At 68.9% G+C, this 18,568-nt stretch carries 13 protein-coding genes; 7 read left to right on the top strand and 6 right to left on the bottom strand.

Features of this window, described 5'->3' with window-relative positions:
* Window positions 1-77 precede the first annotated feature (77 nt).
* The 6 genes from rho to argS all read right to left on the bottom strand — a co-directional run bounded on the left by rho (window position 78) and on the right by argS (window position 9,434).
* A complete protein-coding gene (gene rho, locus ABD658_RS10105) occupies window positions 78-1,958 on the bottom strand; it encodes a transcription termination factor Rho (RefSeq protein ID WP_344744490.1) in 1,881 nt (626 codons plus the stop codon).
* A 627-nt stretch (window positions 1,959-2,585) separates the two neighbouring features.
* Entirely contained in the window at window positions 2,586-3,629 is a 1,044-nt protein-coding gene (gene thrB / locus ABD658_RS10100; protein ID WP_344681864.1) for a homoserine kinase, read from the bottom strand.
* A gap of 86 nt (window positions 3,630-3,715) precedes the next feature.
* On the bottom strand, window positions 3,716-4,825 hold the full coding sequence (thrC, locus tag ABD658_RS10095; protein WP_344681866.1) for a threonine synthase: 1,110 nt from the start codon (window positions 4,823-4,825) through the stop codon (window positions 3,716-3,718).
* A 68-nt stretch (window positions 4,826-4,893) separates the two neighbouring features.
* Window positions 4,894-6,222 (bottom strand): homoserine dehydrogenase, encoded by a 1,329-nt coding sequence (locus ABD658_RS10090; RefSeq protein WP_344681868.1) that lies wholly within the window; start codon window positions 6,220-6,222, stop codon window positions 4,894-4,896.
* A 93-nt stretch (window positions 6,223-6,315) separates the two neighbouring features.
* Entirely contained in the window at window positions 6,316-7,788 is a 1,473-nt protein-coding gene (gene lysA, locus ABD658_RS10085) for a diaminopimelate decarboxylase (protein WP_344681870.1), read from the bottom strand.
* A gap of 5 nt (window positions 7,789-7,793) precedes the next feature.
* The gene (gene argS / locus ABD658_RS10080) at window positions 7,794-9,434 is read right to left on the bottom strand and encodes an arginine--tRNA ligase (protein WP_344681872.1); all 1,641 of its coding nucleotides are present in this window, start codon (window positions 9,432-9,434) and stop codon (window positions 7,794-7,796) included.
* A gap of 136 nt (window positions 9,435-9,570) precedes the next feature.
* Here argS and ABD658_RS10075 point away from each other — a divergent pair, with 136 nt between their 5' ends.
* From ABD658_RS10075 to ABD658_RS10045, 7 genes are all read left to right on the top strand, one after another.
* Window positions 9,571-9,930: an ArsR/SmtB family transcription factor gene (locus ABD658_RS10075; RefSeq protein ID WP_070162130.1), complete on the top strand. Its 360-nt coding sequence runs from the start codon at window positions 9,571-9,573 to the stop codon at window positions 9,928-9,930.
* A 21-nt stretch (window positions 9,931-9,951) separates the two neighbouring features.
* Window positions 9,952-10,929, top strand: a complete 978-nt coding sequence (locus ABD658_RS10070; RefSeq protein ID WP_344681874.1) for an SRPBCC family protein — start codon at window positions 9,952-9,954, stop codon at window positions 10,927-10,929.
* Window positions 10,930-11,174: 245 nt separating this feature from the next.
* Window positions 11,175-13,580 (top strand): LamG-like jellyroll fold domain-containing protein, encoded by a 2,406-nt coding sequence (locus ABD658_RS10065; protein WP_344681876.1) that lies wholly within the window; start codon window positions 11,175-11,177, stop codon window positions 13,578-13,580.
* Between the two features lie 334 nt (window positions 13,581-13,914).
* A complete protein-coding gene (locus ABD658_RS10060) occupies window positions 13,915-15,159 on the top strand; it encodes a Gfo/Idh/MocA family protein (RefSeq protein ID WP_344681878.1) in 1,245 nt (414 codons plus the stop codon).
* 31 nt (window positions 15,160-15,190) lie between these two features.
* Window positions 15,191-16,135, top strand: a complete 945-nt coding sequence (locus ABD658_RS10055; protein ID WP_344681880.1) for a carbohydrate ABC transporter permease — start codon at window positions 15,191-15,193, stop codon at window positions 16,133-16,135.
* A 14-nt stretch (window positions 16,136-16,149) separates the two neighbouring features.
* Window positions 16,150-17,106 (top strand): carbohydrate ABC transporter permease, encoded by a 957-nt coding sequence (locus ABD658_RS10050; protein ID WP_344681883.1) that lies wholly within the window; start codon window positions 16,150-16,152, stop codon window positions 17,104-17,106.
* 11 nt (window positions 17,107-17,117) lie between these two features.
* Complete coding sequence (locus tag ABD658_RS10045; RefSeq protein WP_311024871.1) at window positions 17,118-18,476, top strand: ABC transporter substrate-binding protein; 1,359 nt, start codon at window positions 17,118-17,120, stop codon at window positions 18,474-18,476.
* Window positions 18,477-18,568 lie beyond the last annotated feature (92 nt).

The following is an 18,568-nucleotide window of genomic DNA, read 5'->3' as shown; positions in this document are numbered from 1 at the left end:
CTGGGGCTGCCATGGGGTGAAGGCCTTCTGCTGCGGGTCGACAGGAACGTGGGACATGATGCGACGACGGCGGGACGCTAGTCCTTCTTGTTCTTGTCCCCCAGCGTGGTCTTGTTGGCCAGCATGAGGAACTCGGCGTTCGAACCGGTCTCCTTGAGCTTGTTGATCAGCAGCTCCAGGCCCTGCTGCTGCTCCAGGCCCGAGAGGACACGGCGCAGCTTCCACATGATCTTGATCTCGTCGGGAGAGAGCAGGTTCTCCTCGCGGCGGGTCGAGGACGCGTTGACGTCCACGGCCGGGAAGATGCGGCGGTCGGCCAGGTACCGCGACAGGCGCAGCTCCATGTTGCCGGTGCCCTTGAACTCCTCGAAGATGACCTCGTCCATCTTGGATCCGGTCTCGACCAAGGCGGTCGCGAGGATCGTGAGGGATCCGCCGTTCTCGATGTTGCGCGCCGCACCGAAGAAGCGCTTCGGCGGGTAGAGGGCGTTCGCGTCCACACCGCCGGAGAGGATCCGGCCGGACGCCGGGGCCGCGGTGTTGTAGGCGCGGCCCAGACGGGTCATCGAATCCAGCAGCACGACGACGTCCTTGCCCAGCTCCACGAGCCGCTTGGCACGCTCGATGGCGAGCTCCGCGACGGTGGTGTGATCGTCGGCCGGACGGTCGAACGTCGAGGCGATGACCTCGCCGTCGACCGTGCGCTGCATATCGGTGACCTCCTCGGGGCGCTCGTCGACGAGCACCATCATGAGGTGGACCTCAGGGTTGTTCGTCTTGATCGCCTTGGCCAGGGACTGCAGGATCATCGTCTTGCCGGCCTTGGGCGGGGAGACGATGAGGCCGCGCTGGCCCTTGCCGATAGGGGCGATCAGGTCGATCACCCGGGGACCGACCAGCTTCGGGTCGCCCTCCAGGCGCAGCCGCTCCTGCGGGTACAGGGGCACCAGCTTGGTGAAGTCGACGCGGTCGGTGTTCGCCTCCGCGGGACGGCCGTTGACCGCCTCCAGCTTCACCAGCGCGTTGAACTTCTGACGCTTGTTCTGGTTCTCGCCCTCCCGCGGCGCCCGGATGCTGCCGTGCACGGCGTCACCCTTGCGCAGGTTGTACCGCTTGACCTGCGCCAGCGAGACATAGACGTCGTTCTGGCCCGGCAGGTAGCCGGAGGTCCGGATGAACGCGTAGTTGTCCAGGACGTCCAGGATGCCGGCGACCGGCACCAGGACGTCATCCTCGGTGACCTCGGTGTCATCGACCTCCGGGTTGCCCCGTCCGCGGCGACGGTTCCCGCGCTCGTTGCGGTTGCGGTTGCGACGGTTGCGCCGACCGCCGTCGCCATCGCGACCGTCTCGACCATCGCGGCCGTCACGACCGCCGTCGCGACCACCATCGCGGCCGCCGCGCCCTTCGTCCTGGGACTTCTGACCGCCGCGCTGACCGTCCTTCTGGCCGTCCCGGCCGCCCTTCTGGCGGTCACGTTGGCCGTCCTGACCGCCCTTCTGGGACTGGTCGTCGCCGCGTCGCCCGCGGCCCTTCTGCTGGTCCTGCTTCTGCTGGTCCTGCGCGTCGGTACCCTGGCCCTTCGCCTGAGCCTTGTCCTGGCCCTTGTCCTGGCCCTTGTCCTGGGACTTCGAGCTGCCGCGGGCATCCGAGTCGGCACGGCCGTTGCGTCCGCCGCGGCCACCCTGCTTCTCAGACTTCTCCGAGCCCTTCTCCGAGCCCTGGGCCGTGTCCTGGCCAGCGCCCTTCTCGGCAGGCTTCTCGGAGCCCTCGCCGGAGCTCTTGTCTGTGTCCTTGCCGGCGTCCTTCTTGGCGCGATCCTCCCGGTCAGCGACGGCGCCGCCGCGCTGATGGGCCGAGATCGCCTCGACCAGCGCGGACTTGCGCATCCGCGAGCTGCCCGTGATGCCGAGCTGCTGGGCCAGCGCCTGCAGCTGGGCGAGCTTCAGACCGGCCAGCCCGCCTCCCTTGCCGTCGTCGCCGGAGGCCGGAGCCTGGTCCGGAGCCTGGTCCGCCGTCTTGGGGGCCGCCTTAGGGGCCGTGGCCCGACGACGGGTCGTCTTCTTCTCCGCGGGCGCCGATCCCTCGGCCGCTGCGGCGGTGGTCTGTGTCGAGCCGCCGGTCACGGCGGTCTCGGCTCCCTGAGCCTGAGTGGTCTCAGCGGTGGTGTCTGTCACGAAGGATTCCTTCCCCCTCGTCAGGCAGGAGCGGCGCGGAGCGAACCGGGGCAGATCAGCTCTGCTCGGGGCGCGTTCCGACGTCGTCGTCCTGCATCGTGTCTTCAACGGCTCGTCAGATGGCCGTCGGTCTGTTCGTCCTCTTCCGCACGTCCACAGTCGAGAGAGACCCTCTCTGGCATCTTCGGAACGTCATGATGACATCGCGAGACGCGTCCCACTCCGAGCCGAAACCCGGAGTCTGGACATGATGCGCACAGAGAAGAAGGCGACTCGCGCGGAAGAAGTGCGGTGATCGTCTCCAGGACCGGTGATGATGGCCTGGCGACGATGCGGGGCGCCGTGCACGGGAGAGCCGCATGCGACCGATCGTCGCATGGCCTGCTGCCGTGGGGCACACCGCGGTGATCACCGCGGGTACTCCTCCACTGTAGCACCTGCGCGGCTGATCGGCAGGATCGCCGGGGTCCACATGTCGTCCGTCCTGGCGGCATGGTCCGCGATGTGCGACCAGGCCGCGCGCGCCGCAGAGTCCCCGGCCGCCAGCACCAGCACCGAGGGCCCGGCTCCGGAGATCACGGCGGCGTGACCGGCCTCCCGGAGCGAGTCCACCAGGGCCATGGACGGTGCGAAGGCGGCACGCCGCTGCTCCTGGTGCAGACGGTCGCAGGTGGCCGCGAGCAGCAGCTCTGGAGCGGAGGTGAGCGCATGGACCAGCAGTCCGGTGCGGGCGGAGTTCGCCGCGGCATCGGCATGCAGCACGACCTCCGGCAGCACACCCCGGGCCTCGGCGGTCGACTGTTCGACGTCGGGCACGGCCAGGACGGTGCGCAGCTCCTCGTGCGGGATCAGAGGTACGGTGTGGAACCGGTCCCCCTCCTGCCAGGACAGGGCCACTCCTCCGCGCAGGGCGGGCACATAGTTGTCCGGGTGCCCCTCGACGCGGGAGCCGATCTGCAGCTTCTCCTCGTCAGTGAGCCCGTCCGGGAGCAGCTCGTCGGCGATGATGACGGCGGAGGCCACCGCCGCCGCCGAGGAGCCCAGGCCGCGACTGTGCGGAATGTGGTTGTGCGCACGCACCTCGAGGTCGGGCATCCCGACGCCGTGTCGGGCCATGATCCTCTCGATGAGCGAGACGACCAGGTGGGTGGCGTCGCGGGGCAGCGTCGCCGCGCCCTCACCCTCCACACTGACGGTGACCTGCGGGCGGTCCCCGTCCCGGCGCGGAGTCGCGACGACGTCGATGATGTCGTGCAGATCGAGCGCGAGCCCCATGCAGTCATAGCCGGGCCCCAGGTTGGCGGAGGTCGCGGGCACACGCAGGCGGAAGCTGCGCGGCGCCGTCAGCGGCGCCGTCAACGGGGCCGCCGGCGACCCCGGGTGCTGTGCTGACCGTGACTCGCCGGTGAGCGCCTCCTCGGCGCCGATGCCCTGGCCCAATGTGATGCCCATGTTCTCCTGCTCTGTCAGTCGCGCGTCAGGCCTGCCGCGGTCGTCGCCGGTCGGTTCCCGCGGATCCTGCATTCCGCCGACGCCGCTCACAGGCCCAGCTGGCGAGCCACGGTCTCCACGTCCTGCGGCAGCCTCGTCGGCTCCACGTCGCTGCCGTCGGCGTTCTTCAACGCCCAGTCAGGATCCTTCAGCCCATGCCCGGTCACCGTGATGACCACCGAGAGACCCGAGGGCACCTCACCGGCGGCATGCTTGCGGATCAGCCCGGCGACACCGGCCGCCGAGGCCGGCTCCACGAAGACGCCCTCCTTGGAGGAGAGCCACCGATGGGCGGCGAGGATCTCCTCGTCCGTGACCGACTCGATCACGCCGCCCGAGTCCTCGCGGGCGGCTTCGGCCTTCTCCCAGGAGGCCGGGTTGCCGATGCGGATCGCGGTGGCCACAGTGTCCGGCTCGGTGATAGGGTGGCCCGCCACGATCGGCGCAGCGCCGGCCGCCTGGAACCCCCACATGGCGGGCGTGCGCGTGGCCCGAGGGCTCAGCGGCTGGGCGGCCTGGCCCTGATGCGGATTGGTCCAGGTGGCGGCGTACTCCTGATACCCCTTCCAGTACGCCGTGATGTTGCCGGCATTGCCCACGGGCAGAAGGTGCAGGTCAGGAGCGTCACCGAGAGCATCGACGACTTCGAAGGCCCCGGTCTTCTGCCCTTCGATGCGCGCGGGGTTCACGGAGTTCACCAGGAAGACCGGATAGGCCTCGGCAAGCTTGCGGGCGATGTCCAGGCAGCCGTCGAAGTTGCCGTCGATCTGGATCAGCTCGGCGCCGTGGGCCACGGCCTGGCTCAGCTTCCCCATGGCGATCTTGCCGGCGGGGACGAGCACGGCACAGGTCAGACCGGCCTGCGTGGCGTAGGCCGCGGCCGAGGCCGAGGTGTTGCCGGTCGACGCGCAGACCACCGCCTGTGCGCCCTGGGCGACGGCCGCGGTGATCGCCATCGTCATGCCCCGGTCCTTGAAGGACCCGGTGGGGTTCATGCCTTCGACCTTGAGGTGCACGTCGCCGTCGATCAGTTCGGAGAGCGCGGGCGCATGCACCAGCGGAGTGCCGCCCTCCCCCAGGGTGATGATGCGGGTGTCGTCGTCGACCGGAAGCCGGTCGGCGTATTCGCGGATCACTCCGCGCCACTGATGCGCCACAGCGTTGCTCTCCTGTTCCTGCGGTTCTATCGGGTGGGCAGGCGGCCCGCGGTGGGGCGGCCCAGGTGCTACTGCTCGATCTCGACGCGCAGCACCGAGGTGACGGCACGCACGACGTCGAGGGCCTTCAGCGTGGCCACGGTCTGAGCCAGGGACTTCTCCTGGGCGGGGTGCGTGACCACCTGCAGCACAGCGCCGTTGTCCTGCTCGGTGTCGACCTCCCCGTCGACGGAGACGATGCCCGGCTGGCGCATGGCCTCGATGGAGACGTGGTGGTCGGCGAAGACCCGCGCGATCTCCGCGATCACGCCCTCCTCGTCTGCCACCTCCATGTCGATGTAGTACTGGGTCCGGGCCTTCTCGATGGGCAGCGCCGGCACGGTCTCGGTCGGCTCGGAGGGCTCCAGGGCCGTGGTGCCGTGACGCAGAAGCCGCGCGGCGGAGACGAGGTCCCCGAGCACAGCAGACGAGGTGGGCACACCGCCGGCGCCCTGGCCGTAGAACATGAGCTCCCCGGCGTTCTCGGCCACGACGAAGACCGCGTTGAACGCCCCCCGCACACTGGCCAGCGGATGGGTGCGTGGCAGCAGAGTCGGGTGGACCCGCAGCACGGCGCCCTCCCCGTCGAAGATCTCGGCGATCGCGAGCAGCTTGATGACGTAGCCGGAGGCGGCGGCGGCCTCGATGTCCGCCGCAGAGACGGCCGTGATGCCCTCACAGTGGACGTCATCGATGGTGAACGGGGCATGGAAGGCCAGCGTGCCCAGGATCGCGGCCTTGGCGGCGGCGTCATGGCCTTCGACGTCAGCGGTCGGATCGGCTTCGGCGTAGCCCAGTCGCTGAGCCTCGGTGAGCGCATCGTCGAACGCCGCACCGGTGGTGTCCATCTGGTCCAGGATGTAGTTGGTGGTCCCGTTGACGATGCCCATCACCTTGGTGATGCGGTCGCCCGAGAGGGACTCCTGGATGGGACGCAGGATCGGGATGGCCCCGCCCACCGAGGCTTCGAAGTGCAGCGGAGCGCCGGTCTCGGCCGCCACAGCGGAGAGCTCCCCGCCGCGGGTGGCCAGCAGGGCCTTGTTCCCCGTGACGACGGCGGCTCCGCGGCGCAGCGCCCGCTCGATCAGGCTGCCGGCCGGTTCCAGCCCGCCCAGCAGTTCGATGACCAGGTCAGCCTGGTCCACCAGCGACTCAGCGTCGGTGGTGAGCAGCTCCCCGGGGATCCGCCAGTCACGGGGCGCCTCGACGTCGCGCACGGCGACCCCGATCAGCCGGACCGGGGTTCCCACGCGAGCGCTGATGAGCTCTCGCTCCTCCACCAGAGTCCGTGCCACCTGGGCACCGACGTTCCCTGCTCCGAGCAGGCCGATCGTCAGCGGTTCTGCAGCGCTGGCCATGGTCACCCCGTTCTGTGTGCGGTCGTGGTCAGGTCGTCTGGGGCTGCCGTCGCCTCGAGCGCCGAGTCGACCTGCCTGCTGGGCCGATCGGACTCAGTCCTGCGCGGCGAAGCCGGTGTCGCGGCGGAGCATCTGCTCCTCGGTCTCGCGGCGGATGAGCACCCGGGAGGCCCCGTCCTTCACCGCGACCACAGCGGGACGGGCCAGGAGGTTGTAGTTGCTCGAGAGCGAATGACAGTAGGCACCGGTCGCGGGGACCGCGAGGAGGTCGTCCCGCGCCGTCGTCGTCGGCAAGTATACGTCCCGCACGACGATGTCTCCGGATTCGCAGTGTTTGCCCACTATGCGAGACAGCACATGGTTCCCGGTCACCTTCCGACCCGCCAGCACGGCGGAATAGTCGGCGTCGTAGAGCACCCCACGGGCGTTGTCGCTCATCCCGCCGTCCACGGCCACATACCGACGGGACAGCGTCTCGCCGGAAGGCCCGTCCACTTGGACGTCCTTCTGCACGCCCACCCGGTACAGGGTCACCCCGGCAGGACCGACGATCGCCCGGCCCGGCTCGATGGAGATCCGTGGCACCTCGATCCCCTCGGCGTCGCAGGCGGTGCGTACCGCACCGGCCAGGGCCTGGGCGATCTGCCGGGGGTGCCGCGGGGAGTCGGCCTCGGTGTAGGCGATGCCATGGCCTCCGCCGAGATCGAGCTCCGGCAGCTCGACCCCGTGCCGGGCCCGCACCCGACCGAGCAGGCCGATGAGCTTGGCGGCTGCCACCTCGAAGCCCTCCGGCTCGAAGATCTGCGAGCCGATGTGGCAGTGCAGTCCGCGCAGCTCGATGTGCTCGGCCGCCAGGGCGTGCTCGACTGCGGACCAGGCCGGCGAGCCGGCGTAGGGGTTCTCCTGGTCGGTGTCGGCGTCGGAGGACGGGGTCAGCGAGAGTCCGAACTTCTGGTCCTCATGCGCGGTGGCGATGTACTCATGGGTCGAGGCGTGCACCCCGGGGGTGAGCCGCAGCATCACCGGGGCGGTGACGCCGGCGGACCTCGCCAGCTGATCGATCCTCGCCAGTTCGTCGAGCGAATCAGCGATGATCCGGCCGATGCCGGCCTTCAGTGCGCGGACGATCTCGGCATCGGACTTGTTGTTGCCGTGCAGGCCGATGCGGGCGGGCTCGACCTCGGCGGCCAGCGCGACGGCGAGCTCACCACCGGAGGCGGTGTCCACGCACAGGCCCTCCTCGGCAGCCCAGCGTGCCGCGTGCGTGCTCAGAAAGGCCTTGCCCGCATAGAACACGTCCACGTCGGTCTCCGGGGCGAACGCCTCGGAGAATGCCTCGACGAAGGCCCGGGCGCGGCTCCGGAAATCGTCTTCGCTGATCACATACAGCGGCGTCCCGTGCTGTGCCGCCAGCGTCTCGACGTCGACTCCACCGAGGACGAGACGCCCCTGGTCGTCCCGATGAGCGTCAGCCGGGAACAGCTTGTCCTCCAGCGCAGCGCTGTCGGTGAGCGGCCGGAGCCACTCCGGGGCCAGCGGGTGGGGCCCGGCGACTGTCTCGGTCATGGGTCTCACATCCTCTCCGGCGCGGAGACCCCGAGTAGGGCGAGCCCGTTGCGCAGCACCTGCACGGTGGCGTCGTTGAGCCACAGCCTCGTGCGGTTGGTGTCTGTGATCTCCTCGCCAGCGCGGGGCACCATGCGGCATGTCGCGTACCAGGAGTGGTACGCCGCGGCCACCGTCTCCAGATGGCGGGCCACACGGTGCGGCTCCCGCATCTCGGCGGCCCGAGCCACCACGGAGGGGAACCGGCCCAAGTGCGCGAGCAGCTCCTCCTCGGTGGCATGGGTCAGCAGGGAGGCGTCGAAGCCGTCGCGTCCCACTCCGGCCTCGACCGCGTTGCGGGCCGCCGCACACGCCCTGGCGTGCGCGTACTGGACGTAGAAGACGGGATTGTCATTGGACTTCGAGCGCAGCAGCTCCGGGTCGATGTCGATCGGCGAGTCGGCCGGGTACCGGGCCAGCGTATAGCGCAGGGCGTCAGCGCCGAGCCAGGAGATGAGGTCGGCGAGCTCGATGATGTTGCCCGCGCGCTTGGACAGCTTCGCGCCCTTGACGCTCATCAGCTGACCGATCAGGATCTCGATGTTGCGCTCGGGGTCGTCTCCCGCACAGGCGGCGATGGCCTTCAGCCGGGCCACATACCCGTGGTGGTCTGCGCCGAGGAGGTAGATCTTCTCCTCGAAGCCGCGCTCCCGCTTGGAGAGGTAGTAGGCCGCGTCGGCGGCGAAGTAGGTGGGCTCGCCGTCGGCCTTGAAGAGGACCCGGTCCTTGTCGTCCCCGAAGTCGGTGGTGCGCAGCCAGACCGCGCCGTCACGGTCCTCGATGTGCCCCTGGGCCCTGAGGGTGTCCACCGCGGCCGCGATCCGACCCTCGTCGTGCAGCGACTGCTCGGAGTAGTAGACGTCGAAATGCACGCCGAACTCGGCGAGCGTGTCCTTGATCTGCCCGAGCTGCGCCTGATAGGCGAGCTCCCGGACGACGGGCAGCGCATCCTCCCGCGGCAGGTCGCGGAGGTCGGCGCGCGCGGCCAGCGCCTCCTCGGCGAGCTCCCGGGTGTACTCCCCGGGATAGCCGCCCTCGGGCACGTCCTCGCCGTGGACTCGGGCGAGGACGGAGGAGGCGAAGACGTTCATCTGATTGCCGGCGTCGTTGATGTAGTACTCGCTGGTGACGTCGGCGCCGGAAGCCCGCAGCAGGCGGGCCAGGGCATCGCCCAGGGCGGCCCACCGGGTGTGGCCGAGGTGCAGCGGGCCCGTGGGGTTGGCGGAGACGAACTCCATGTTGATCACGTGCCCGGCCAGCGCCTCGTTGTGGCCGAAACCGTCTCCGGTCTCCACGATGGTGCGGGCCAGCTCTCCGGCCGCGGCGGCGTCGAGGGTGATGTTGATGAACCCGGGACCGGCGATGTCCACCGCCGCCACGCCGTCGGCCTCCCTCAGGCGGGCGGCGAGAAGCTCGGCGAGCTGCCTCGGCGCCATGCCGGCCTTCTTGGCCAGCTGCAGCGCCACCGTGGAGGCCCAGTCGCCGTGCTCCCTGTTCTTGGGTCGCTCGATGATGATCGTCTCAGGGATCTCGATGGCCAGCTCGCCGGCCTCGACGGCCTCGGAGAGCACACGGGTCACTGCTGCGGAGAGTTCTTCGGGAGTCACCCCGACAGTCTACGGCGACGGCGGCCGAGCCAGAAAGCGAGCGCCGGACGGCCACTCCCTCTCATCCCCCTTCTCATCGGATCCCGAGGCGAACACCTCTTGACGGACCCACCCCTACCGCCTAACGTGCAACCTGATGGTTGTATTTCACGACACGGTCGCCCTCGACGCCGAACCACCCTCGTCGGAGGTCGTCGATCGGATCTTCCGCGCCCTGGCGGATGCCACGCGGCGCGACATCATCCGCCGCACACTCATCGAGGAGGAATCCATCTCATCGCTGGCGGAGACCTATGACATGTCCTTCGCCGCCGTCCAGAAGCACGTCAGCACCCTGGTCTCTGCCGGTCTCGTGGACAAGACCGCCCACGGCCGGGAGCGCCGGGTCCGCGCCCGCCCCGACACCATCCGCCACGCCCAGTCCCTGCTGCGGCAGTACGAACAGCTCTGGCGAGACCGGATCGACCGGCTCGACCAGCTGCTCGCCGACGACTGAGCCCGCCTGAAAGGCAGCACCATGCCCATCACCGCAGTCGAGAAGGACCTCGACGCCCTGACGATGACCATCACCGCCGATTTCCCCGTGCCGGTCCGCCGCCTCTGGGATGCCTACGCAGACCCCCGGCAGCTCGAGCGGTTCTGGGGGCCGCGCGAATGGCCCGCCACCTTCACCCGCCATGACATGTTCCCCGGCGGGCGCTCCCACTACGTGATGACCGGTCCCGACGGCGAGAGCGCCGGCGGATGGTGGGAGTTCCTCGACGTAGAGCCCCCGCACGCCTTCGAAGTCCTGGACGGATTCGCCGGCCCTGACGGCCAGCCGGCCCAGGACATGCCCACCACCCGCATGAGATTCACCTTCGAGGAGACGGCCCACGGATCCCGCCTGGTCGTCCGTGCGGTGTTCACCTCCGCCGAGGATCTGGACGAGCTGCTGAGGATGGGCATGGAGGAAGGCACCGTCTCCGCGATGAGCCAGATCGAGGAGGTCCTCGACGATGCGGGCGACCGCACGCCATCTCGGCCCGCCCGCTCCCAGCTGCTCAACGACACCCAGGTGCGCGTCAGCCGGGTGGTCTCCGGGTCCCTGGAGGACGTCTCCGAGGCTCACCGTCGCCCGGACCTGCTGCAGCGCTGGCTGCTGGGCCCCGACGGGTGGACCATGCCGGTCTGCGAGGTCGCCGAGGAGCCCGGAGACACCTATCGCTACGAATGGGAGTCGGAGGACGGTCAGCAGCGCTTCGGCTTCACCGGGGAGCTGCTGGAGGCCCAGCCTCCCCATCGGGAGGTGACCTCCGAGCAGATGATCGGCATGGACGGCCCCGGCACGACCAACGAGCTCACCCTGACCCCGGTCGACGGCGGCACACTGCTGAGCCTGGTCATCACCTATCCGGACCGGGAGCTGCGGGACACGGTGCTGGGCACCGGCATGGTGGACGGCATGGAGGCCAGCTATGCCCGACTCGAATCTGAGGTGCTCGCCGCCCGCTGACTCCCTCCCTCGGTCGGCATCACCGCAGGGTTCACACGCGAGGGGTGCAACTCGCTCCCGCCCGGGCTCCGGAGCGGACGGCGGGTGCACCCCTCACCCTTGACACAGATGTCCAACGTTGTAACCTCGATCCCATTACAACGTTGCATCACCGCCTCGGCGATGCGGCCTCGACGCGATGGCGGCGTCACCGGCTGCGCCGTCGTCGCACCCTGCCCAACCGCTCGACCCCTGAGGAGAACCCCGTGACCATCCGGAGCATCCCCCGGGCCACCGCGGCGACCATGCTCGCCGCGGCCCTGACCCTGACTCTGACGCCCACCGCGTCCTCCGCACCCCACGCTCCGCCGGGCCCGCCGGGACCAGACCTGCCCGAACCGCCGACGTTCACCGAGGTGGAGGTGCATGATCCCGCGCTGGTCACGACGGGCGGCGAGCACTGGGTGTTCGGCTCACACTTGGCCGCGGCCAGCACCACCGACTTCGTCGACTGGGAGCAGCAGGCGAACCACGTCACCCCCGAGAACCCGCTGTTCGACGATGTGACCGAGGAGCTCGCTGACGCCCTCGCCTGGGCCGAGACGGACACGCTCTGGGCTCCGGATGTGATCGAGCTGCCGGACGGGCGGTTCGCGATGTACTACAACGCGTGCCGAGGAGATTCGCCACGATCCGCTATGGGGGTGGCGATCGCCGAGCAGGTGGAGGGCCCCTATGTGGATCAGGGCATCATCCTGCGCTCCGGGCACCGCGAGGACGAGGGGCCCAGCGAAGACGGCACCCCGTACGACGCGACCGTCCACCCGAACGTGGTGGATCCTGCCGTCTTCTACGACGAGGACGGCGAGCTCTGGATGGTCTACGGCTCCTATTCCGGCGGCATCTTCGTCCTGGAGCTCGACGAGAGCACCGGCCTGCCGGAGCCGGATCAGGGGTACGGCACGCACCTGATGGGCGGCCATCACAGCCGCATTGAGGCTCCCGACATGATGTACGACCCGGACTCGGGCCACTACTACCTGTTCACCACCTTCGGCGGCCTCGACTCCTTCGGCGGATACAACGTGCGGGTGGCACGCGCCGAGAGCCCCGCCGGCCCGTTCTACGACGCCGCGGGCCACGATATGCGGGAGGTGTCCGCCGACCCTGACCTGCCGATCTTCGACGACGAGAGCATCGAGCCCTACGGCACCAAACTGATGGGCAACTTCCTCTTCCAGCGGGAGCTGGGAGACCCCGGCGAGGGTGACGGGGTCGGCTACGTCTCCCCCGGCCACACCACGCACCATCTGGATCCGGAGACCGGGCGGATGCACTTGATCTTCCATTCCCGATTCCCGGGCCAGGGCGAGCGTCACCAGGTGCGCGCCCATGAGATGCACCTCACTGCCGACGGGTGGCCCGTGGTGGCACCCCATCGCTACGCCGGGGCTGAGGCGCAGAAGGTGCACCGACCCGACGTAGTCGGCGATTACCGACTCATCGACCACGGCCGAGCGATCAGCGACGAGATCACCGAGGCAGTGGACATCACCCTGGAACAGGACGGCCGGATCTCCGGAGAGATCTCGGGCCGCTGGAAGCTGACCGGACAGCATGGCGCCGAACTGACCGTCGACGGCCAGATCTTCACCGGCGTCTTCAGCCACCAATGGGACGCCCCGGCCGAGGACTGGGCGCTGACCTTCAGCGTCGTCTCCTCGGAAGGCGTCTCCCTGTGGGGCAGCCAGCTGCAGCCGATGAGCGACGACGACGCCCTGGCCGCCGTCGTCGCGGATCTGCCGCTGCACGGCGTCGACGAGGCGCTGTCGGACCTGGATCTCCCGGAGCACGGCACCCGCGGGACGACGATCTCCTGGTCCAGCAGCGACGAGGCGGTCATCGGCGCCGACGGGCAGGTCACCCGCCCCGGCCCAGGAGAGGAGGACGCACACGTCACCGTGACCGCCGAGGTCAGCCTCGGCGAACGGCAGGAGTCGGCGAGCTTCGAGATCATGGTGCCGGCCCGTCCCGAACCGGGGCTCGTAGCTCACTACGCCTTCGACGGCGACCTCAGCCCCGCCAGCGCCTCTGCGAGCCTGGCCGACGGCGTGCTCACCGGCGAGCGGATCGACGACCTCCACGAGGACGGTTCGGCCGAGTTCACCGACGGCGTCGCGGGAGAGGCGCTCGCCTTGGACGGCACCTCCGGGGTCCGCCTGCCGGACGGGCTGATCGCTGACACGGACTACGCGGTCAGCTTCTGGGTGCACCCTGACTCGGTGAGCACCTACACGACGACCTTCTTCGGCGCCCGCTCGGACACCGCCTGGGTCAGCCTGGTCCCCGACGCCGGTCCGGACGCCGGATCGAACACTGCGCTATGGTCGGGCTCCCAGGCCCCTTACCTCGGTGATACAGGCACCCAGCTGCCTGTGCACGAGTGGACCCACATCGCTGTCTCGGTGTCCGAGGGCGAGGCACAGGTCTACCTCGACGGCGACCTCGTGCACTCGGGTGACGGCTTCCCCGAGGTGTTCACCACCTCTGACGGTGTCTTCGCCCTCGGCGTGAACTGGTGGGACACGCCGTTCGACGGTGCGATCGACGAGCTGAAGGTCTTTCACGGAGGACTCGACGCGGAGGAGGTCGCCGAGCTGGCCGCGCGCTGAAGCAGTCACCGGCACCGCGACATCCTCACATCGTCGATCCCACACAACTCAACACTGATACATCCCCCTCAGGGGCGGCGATCCTAGTGATCGGCCGCCCCTGAGGCATTCCACCCCACTCGTCCGCTCTCTGGTCACCGCGGGCATCTACGGAACTGCGGCCTGTTCATGATGACATCAATGGATTCAATCGTTTTACCAGATCAGGCGATAGGTGAGCCTTGACACACCGTTCCTTTTCGTTGATAGTTGAGCGCAATTGTTGAGTCATGTTCGATCTCTCAGACATCCTGACAAATGCCCACCCACCTCGTCGCGACGGAAGGACCCCCTGATGAACCAGCTGCCCCTTGAGCCCACCTCTCCCCTCGCCCCCGAGGCCGGGAGCCTGAGCATCGGCATCGTCGGCGCCGGCCAGTTCTCCAAGAGCTTCGCCACCCTCTGGGACCTCCACCCGAACGTCTCCCAGCTCGCCGTCACGGACCTGCAGCCCGAGCGCGCCGAACAGCTCGCAGCCCACTACGACGGCGCCACCGTGGTGGGCAGCTTCGAGGAGATGCTGGCCTCCGACGTCGACGCCGTGGCCATCTTCACCCAGCGCTGGACCCACGGCCCGCTCGTCCTGGCCGCGCTGGAGGCCGGCAAGCACGTGTACTCCGCCGTCCCCATGGCCGTGGAGCTCACCGAGATCGAACAGATCATCGCCGCCGTGGAGCGCACCGGACTCACCTACATGATGGGCGAGACCAGCTACTACAACCCCGCCACCGTGTATATGAGGGAGAGGATCCGCTCCGGCGAGCTCGGCCAGGTCTTCTACTCCGAAGGAGACTACGTCCACGACATGGACCTCGGCTTCTACGCGGCCTATCAGTACAGCGGCGGCGAGAACTGGAAGGCCACCGCGAGCTACCCGCCCATGCTCTACCCCACCCACGCGCTCGGCGGGGTCCTCGGCGCGCTCCCCGCCCACGCCGTCAGCGTGAGCTGCCTGGGGGTGAAGGACCGCCGGAACGACGGGGTCTTCGACCGCGAGGTGAGCATGTTCGACAACGACGTCTCCAACGCCACGGCGCTCTTCGAGCTCTCGGACGGTGGCTGCCTGCGCACCAATGAGATGCGTCGGGTCGGCTACCCCTGCCACATCCGTGAATCCCGTTTCCGGTTCTTCGGCACCGAGGCCAGCTTCGAGCAGCTCGCCCACCAGACGGTGTGGAACGACAAGACCGAGTCCCGCGACATCTCCGCAGACTTCCTGCCGGTGCGGGACAGCAGCGGGGACACGGACCTGAGCGACGTCGACCCCGCGCTGCGTGCGGCCTTCACCTCCGGCACCGCGCCCGTCCATGACCGGTCGCGTCTGCCCCACACCTTCGAGGGCGCGCCGAACGGTCACGAGGGCGCGCACCACTTCCTCGCGGACGACTTCGTCCGCGCCGTGGTCACCGGAGAGCTCCCCCCGGTCAACGCCTGGCTGGCGGCGAAGTTCACCGCCCCCGGCATCGTGGCCCACGCCTCCGCCCGCGACGGCGGCACCCGGATGGACATCCCGCACTTCGGCGACGGACCCGGCCGCTGAACGGCGTCCGGAGACCTGAGGGAGACCCGTGATGAGTGCTGTCGAGAACCCTGCCCCGGCCCCGACGTCGTCCGGCGCCCACCGACTCCGACCGAAACCCGCCGTCGGCCGCCGGGATGACACCCGGCTCGCCCTGCTGTTCATCCTGCCCGCCCTGGTCGGCCTGCTGCTCTTCTACTTCTGGCCCCTGGTCCGCGGCATCTGGCTGAGCTTCACCTCCTGGGACATCCTGACCCCGGCCCGGTTCGTCGGACTGGCCAACTACCAAGAGATGATCTCCGACCCCGCCTTCTGGAACGCGGTGCGGGTGACCCTGCTGTACGTGGTCATCAACATTGGGATCCAGACCGTGGTCGCCCTGGTGCTGGCGGTGCTGATGCAGCGTCTGAGCCGCTCGATCGTGCTGCGCTCGCTGGTGCTGACGCCGTTCCTGGTCTCCAACGTGGTCGCCGCCCTGGTGTTCCTGTGGATCCTGGACTTCCAACTCGGCATCGGGAACCAGTTCCTGGAATGGCTGGGCGTGGGCCGGGTCGGCTTCTTCACCACCGAGGCTTGGGTGATCCCCACGATCGCGCTGGTCAACGTGTGGCGCCACATGGGATACACCGCCCTGCTGCTGTTCGCCGGTCTGCAGGCCATCCCCGGCAACCTCTACGAGGCCGCGCGCGTGGACGGCGCCTCCGAGATCCGTCAGTTCTTCACCATCACCCTGCCGCTTCTGCGGCCCATCCTGGGGCTGGTGCTCATCATCTCGGTGATCGGCTCGTTCCAGGTCTTCGACACCGTGGCGGTCACCACCGGCGGCGGCCCCGTCGACGCCTCCCGCGTGCTGCAGCTCTACATCTATGACAACGCCTTCGGCCAGTTCAACTTCGGGTACGCCGCCGCGCTGAGCGTGGCGATGCTGGTGATCCTCATGGTGGTCACCGTGCTGCAGTACCGGGTGACCCGGGCCGGCCAGACGGACCTGAACTGAGGAAGGGGACGATCATGAGCACCGCAGCCACCGCCACCGCCCGCGGCGCCGAGGAGGCGCGCCCCGCCGCACGGCCGCCGTCAGGCACATCCCGACGCCGGCTCTCTCCAGGACGCGTCCTGGCTTGGACGGTGATGATCATCCTGCTGATCATCACGCTGTTCCCCTTCTTCTGGATGCTGCGCACCGCACTGTCCAGCAACTCCGCGCTCTATGCCGAAGCCGTCTCCCTGATGCCGGCCGACGCCAACCTGGGAGGCTTCCAGCGGGTATTCGGACTCCAGGAGACCGAGCAGGCCATCGCGGAAGGCGGCTCCGGCGCCTCGATCGACTTCTGGCGCTACCTGGTCAATACCGTCCTGGTCGCCACCGGGATCACCGTGGGCCAGGTCTTCTTCTCCGCCATGGCCGCCTACGCGTTCTCCCGGCTGCAGTGGAAGGGCCGGGACGTCGTCTTCGGGCTGTTCCTCCTCTCCCTGATGGTTCCGGTCATCTTCACCCTGCTGCCGAACTTCCTCCTGGTCCGCGAGCTGGGGCTGATCGACACCCTCCTGGGCATCATGCTCCCGAGCATGTTCATGACGCCGTTCGCGATCTTCTTCCTCCGACAGTTCTTCATGAACGTCCCCACCGAGGTGGAGGAGGCGGCGCTGATCGACGGCGCCGGGAGGGTCCGGGTGTTCTTCACCCTGATCATCCCGATGACGGCGGGGCCCATCGCGACCGTGTCGATCCTGACCTACATCACCGCCTGGAACGACTACCTGTGGCCGCTGATGGTCTCCTACACGGACGCCTCCCGCGTGCTCACCGTCGCACTGGGCAACTTCACGGAGCAGAGCCCGCAGACCGGGCCGGACTGGGCCGGACTGATGGCCGCGACGCTGGTCGCCGCTCTGCCCATGCTGCTGCTGTTCATGCTTTTCGCCCGACGGATCGTCAGCTCCATCGGCTTCAGCGGGATCAAATGAGGAGACCACAGATGAGACGCGCACATTCGTCACGTGCCGCACGCCGCGGCGTCGGACTGGGGCTGGCCGCATTGGCGGCGACCTCCGCCACCGGATGCGGGATCGCCCTGGGTGAGGACACCGTCGCCCTGGACTACTGGCTCTGGGACGCGAACCAGCTGCTGCCGTATCAGCACTGCGTCGACGCCTTCGAGGAGGAGAACCCGGACATCGAGGTGAGGATCAGCCAGTACGGCTTCGACGACTACTGGATGAAGCTCACCGCCGGCTTCGTCGCCGGCACCGCCCCGGACGTGTTCACCGATCATCTCTCCCGGTACCCGGAGTACGTGCAGCGGGAGCTGCTGCTGGACCTCGACGCGCTGGAGGCCACCGCGGCGGTGGACGCCGAGGAGTTCCACGACGGTCTGGCGGACCTCTGGGTCGGCGAGGACGGCGGCTGGTACGGCATGCCGAAGGACTTCGACACGGTGGCGATCTTCTACAACGAGCAGATGCTCGCCGACGCCGGGCTCACGCCCGCCGACCTCGAGGACCTGGACTGGAACCCCGATGACGGCGGCTCCTTCGAAGAGATCGTCGCCCGCCTCACCGTCGACTCCGACGGCAACCGCGGAGACGAGGAGGACTTCGACCCGGACGACGTCGCCGTCTACGGGCTGGCCTCGCAGGGCTCCGGCGGCACCTCCGGGCAGACCATGTGGTCCTGGACTGCGGGGTCCACCGGATGGCGCTTCACCGACGCCGATGTGTGGGGCCAGGAGTACAACTTCGACGATCCTCGACTCCATGACTCTCTGGAGTGGCTGTTCGGCTTCGTGGACAAGGGGTACCTGGCCTCCTACGAGGAGGTGGGCGGCGATGCCAACGCCCAGCAGCAGCTCGGCTCCGAACAGGCCGCCATGTCCACCGACGGTTCCTGGATGCTGAACTCCTACACCCGGCTCGACGGCGTCGACGTCGGCATCGCTCGGCTCCCGGCGGGGCCCGCGGGTCACCCGGTGTCGATGTACAACGGACTGGCCGACTCCATCAGCGCCGACACGGATCACCCGGAGGAGGCGGCGCGGTTCGTGGCCTTCCTGGGCTCGGAGACCTGTCAGAACATCGTCGGCGACGCCGCCGTCGTACTCCCGGCTCGACCCGAGTCCACCGAGCGTGCCATCGAGGCCTTCGGTGAGCGCGGCATCGACGTCGCCCCCTTCACGGACCTGGTGGAGGCCGGGCACACCATGTTCTACCCGGTCACCGACCAGTTCGGCTCGATCGATGCGCTGATGACACCGGCCATGGACGAGATCTACATCGGTGGTCGGGACGCCGAGACGCTGGCCGACCTCAACGAGCGGGTCAACGCCATGCTCGAGTGACCGCTCCAGCCGCGTCCGCGGGGGCCACGCGGCCCTGTTCAGACAGGACGGGCCCCTGAACCTGAGCGGTTCAGGGGCCCGCCCTCACCGGC

This window comes from Nesterenkonia aethiopica (assembly GCF_039534665.1).
Classification (GTDB): domain Bacteria; phylum Actinomycetota; class Actinomycetes; order Actinomycetales; family Micrococcaceae; genus Nesterenkonia; species Nesterenkonia aethiopica.
This window is presented reverse-complemented; position numbering and strand designations above follow the sequence as displayed.

What these genes read in the sequence shown, in the direction of transcription:
- thrB (WP_344681864.1), bottom strand. Translation starts at nt 3,629, where the DNA reads ATGGGCATCACATTGGGCCAGGGCATCGGCGCCGAGGAGGCGCTCACC.
- ABD658_RS10090 (WP_344681868.1), bottom strand. Translation starts at nt 6,222, where the DNA reads ATGGCCAGCGCTGCAGAACCGCTGACGATCGGCCTGCTCGGAGCAGGG.
- lysA (WP_344681870.1), bottom strand. Translation starts at nt 7,788, where the DNA reads ATGACCGAGACAGTCGCCGGGCCCCACCCGCTGGCCCCGGAGTGGCTC.
- ABD658_RS10075 (WP_070162130.1), top strand. Translation starts at nt 9,571, where the DNA reads ATGGTTGTATTTCACGACACGGTCGCCCTCGACGCCGAACCACCCTCG.
- ABD658_RS10070 (WP_344681874.1), top strand. Translation starts at nt 9,952, where the DNA reads ATGCCCATCACCGCAGTCGAGAAGGACCTCGACGCCCTGACGATGACC.
- ABD658_RS10060 (WP_344681878.1), top strand. Translation starts at nt 13,915, where the DNA reads ATGAACCAGCTGCCCCTTGAGCCCACCTCTCCCCTCGCCCCCGAGGCC.
- ABD658_RS10055 (WP_344681880.1), top strand. Translation starts at nt 15,191, where the DNA reads ATGAGTGCTGTCGAGAACCCTGCCCCGGCCCCGACGTCGTCCGGCGCC.
- ABD658_RS10050 (WP_344681883.1), top strand. Translation starts at nt 16,150, where the DNA reads ATGAGCACCGCAGCCACCGCCACCGCCCGCGGCGCCGAGGAGGCGCGC.
- ABD658_RS10045 (WP_311024871.1), top strand. Translation starts at nt 17,118, where the DNA reads ATGAGACGCGCACATTCGTCACGTGCCGCACGCCGCGGCGTCGGACTG.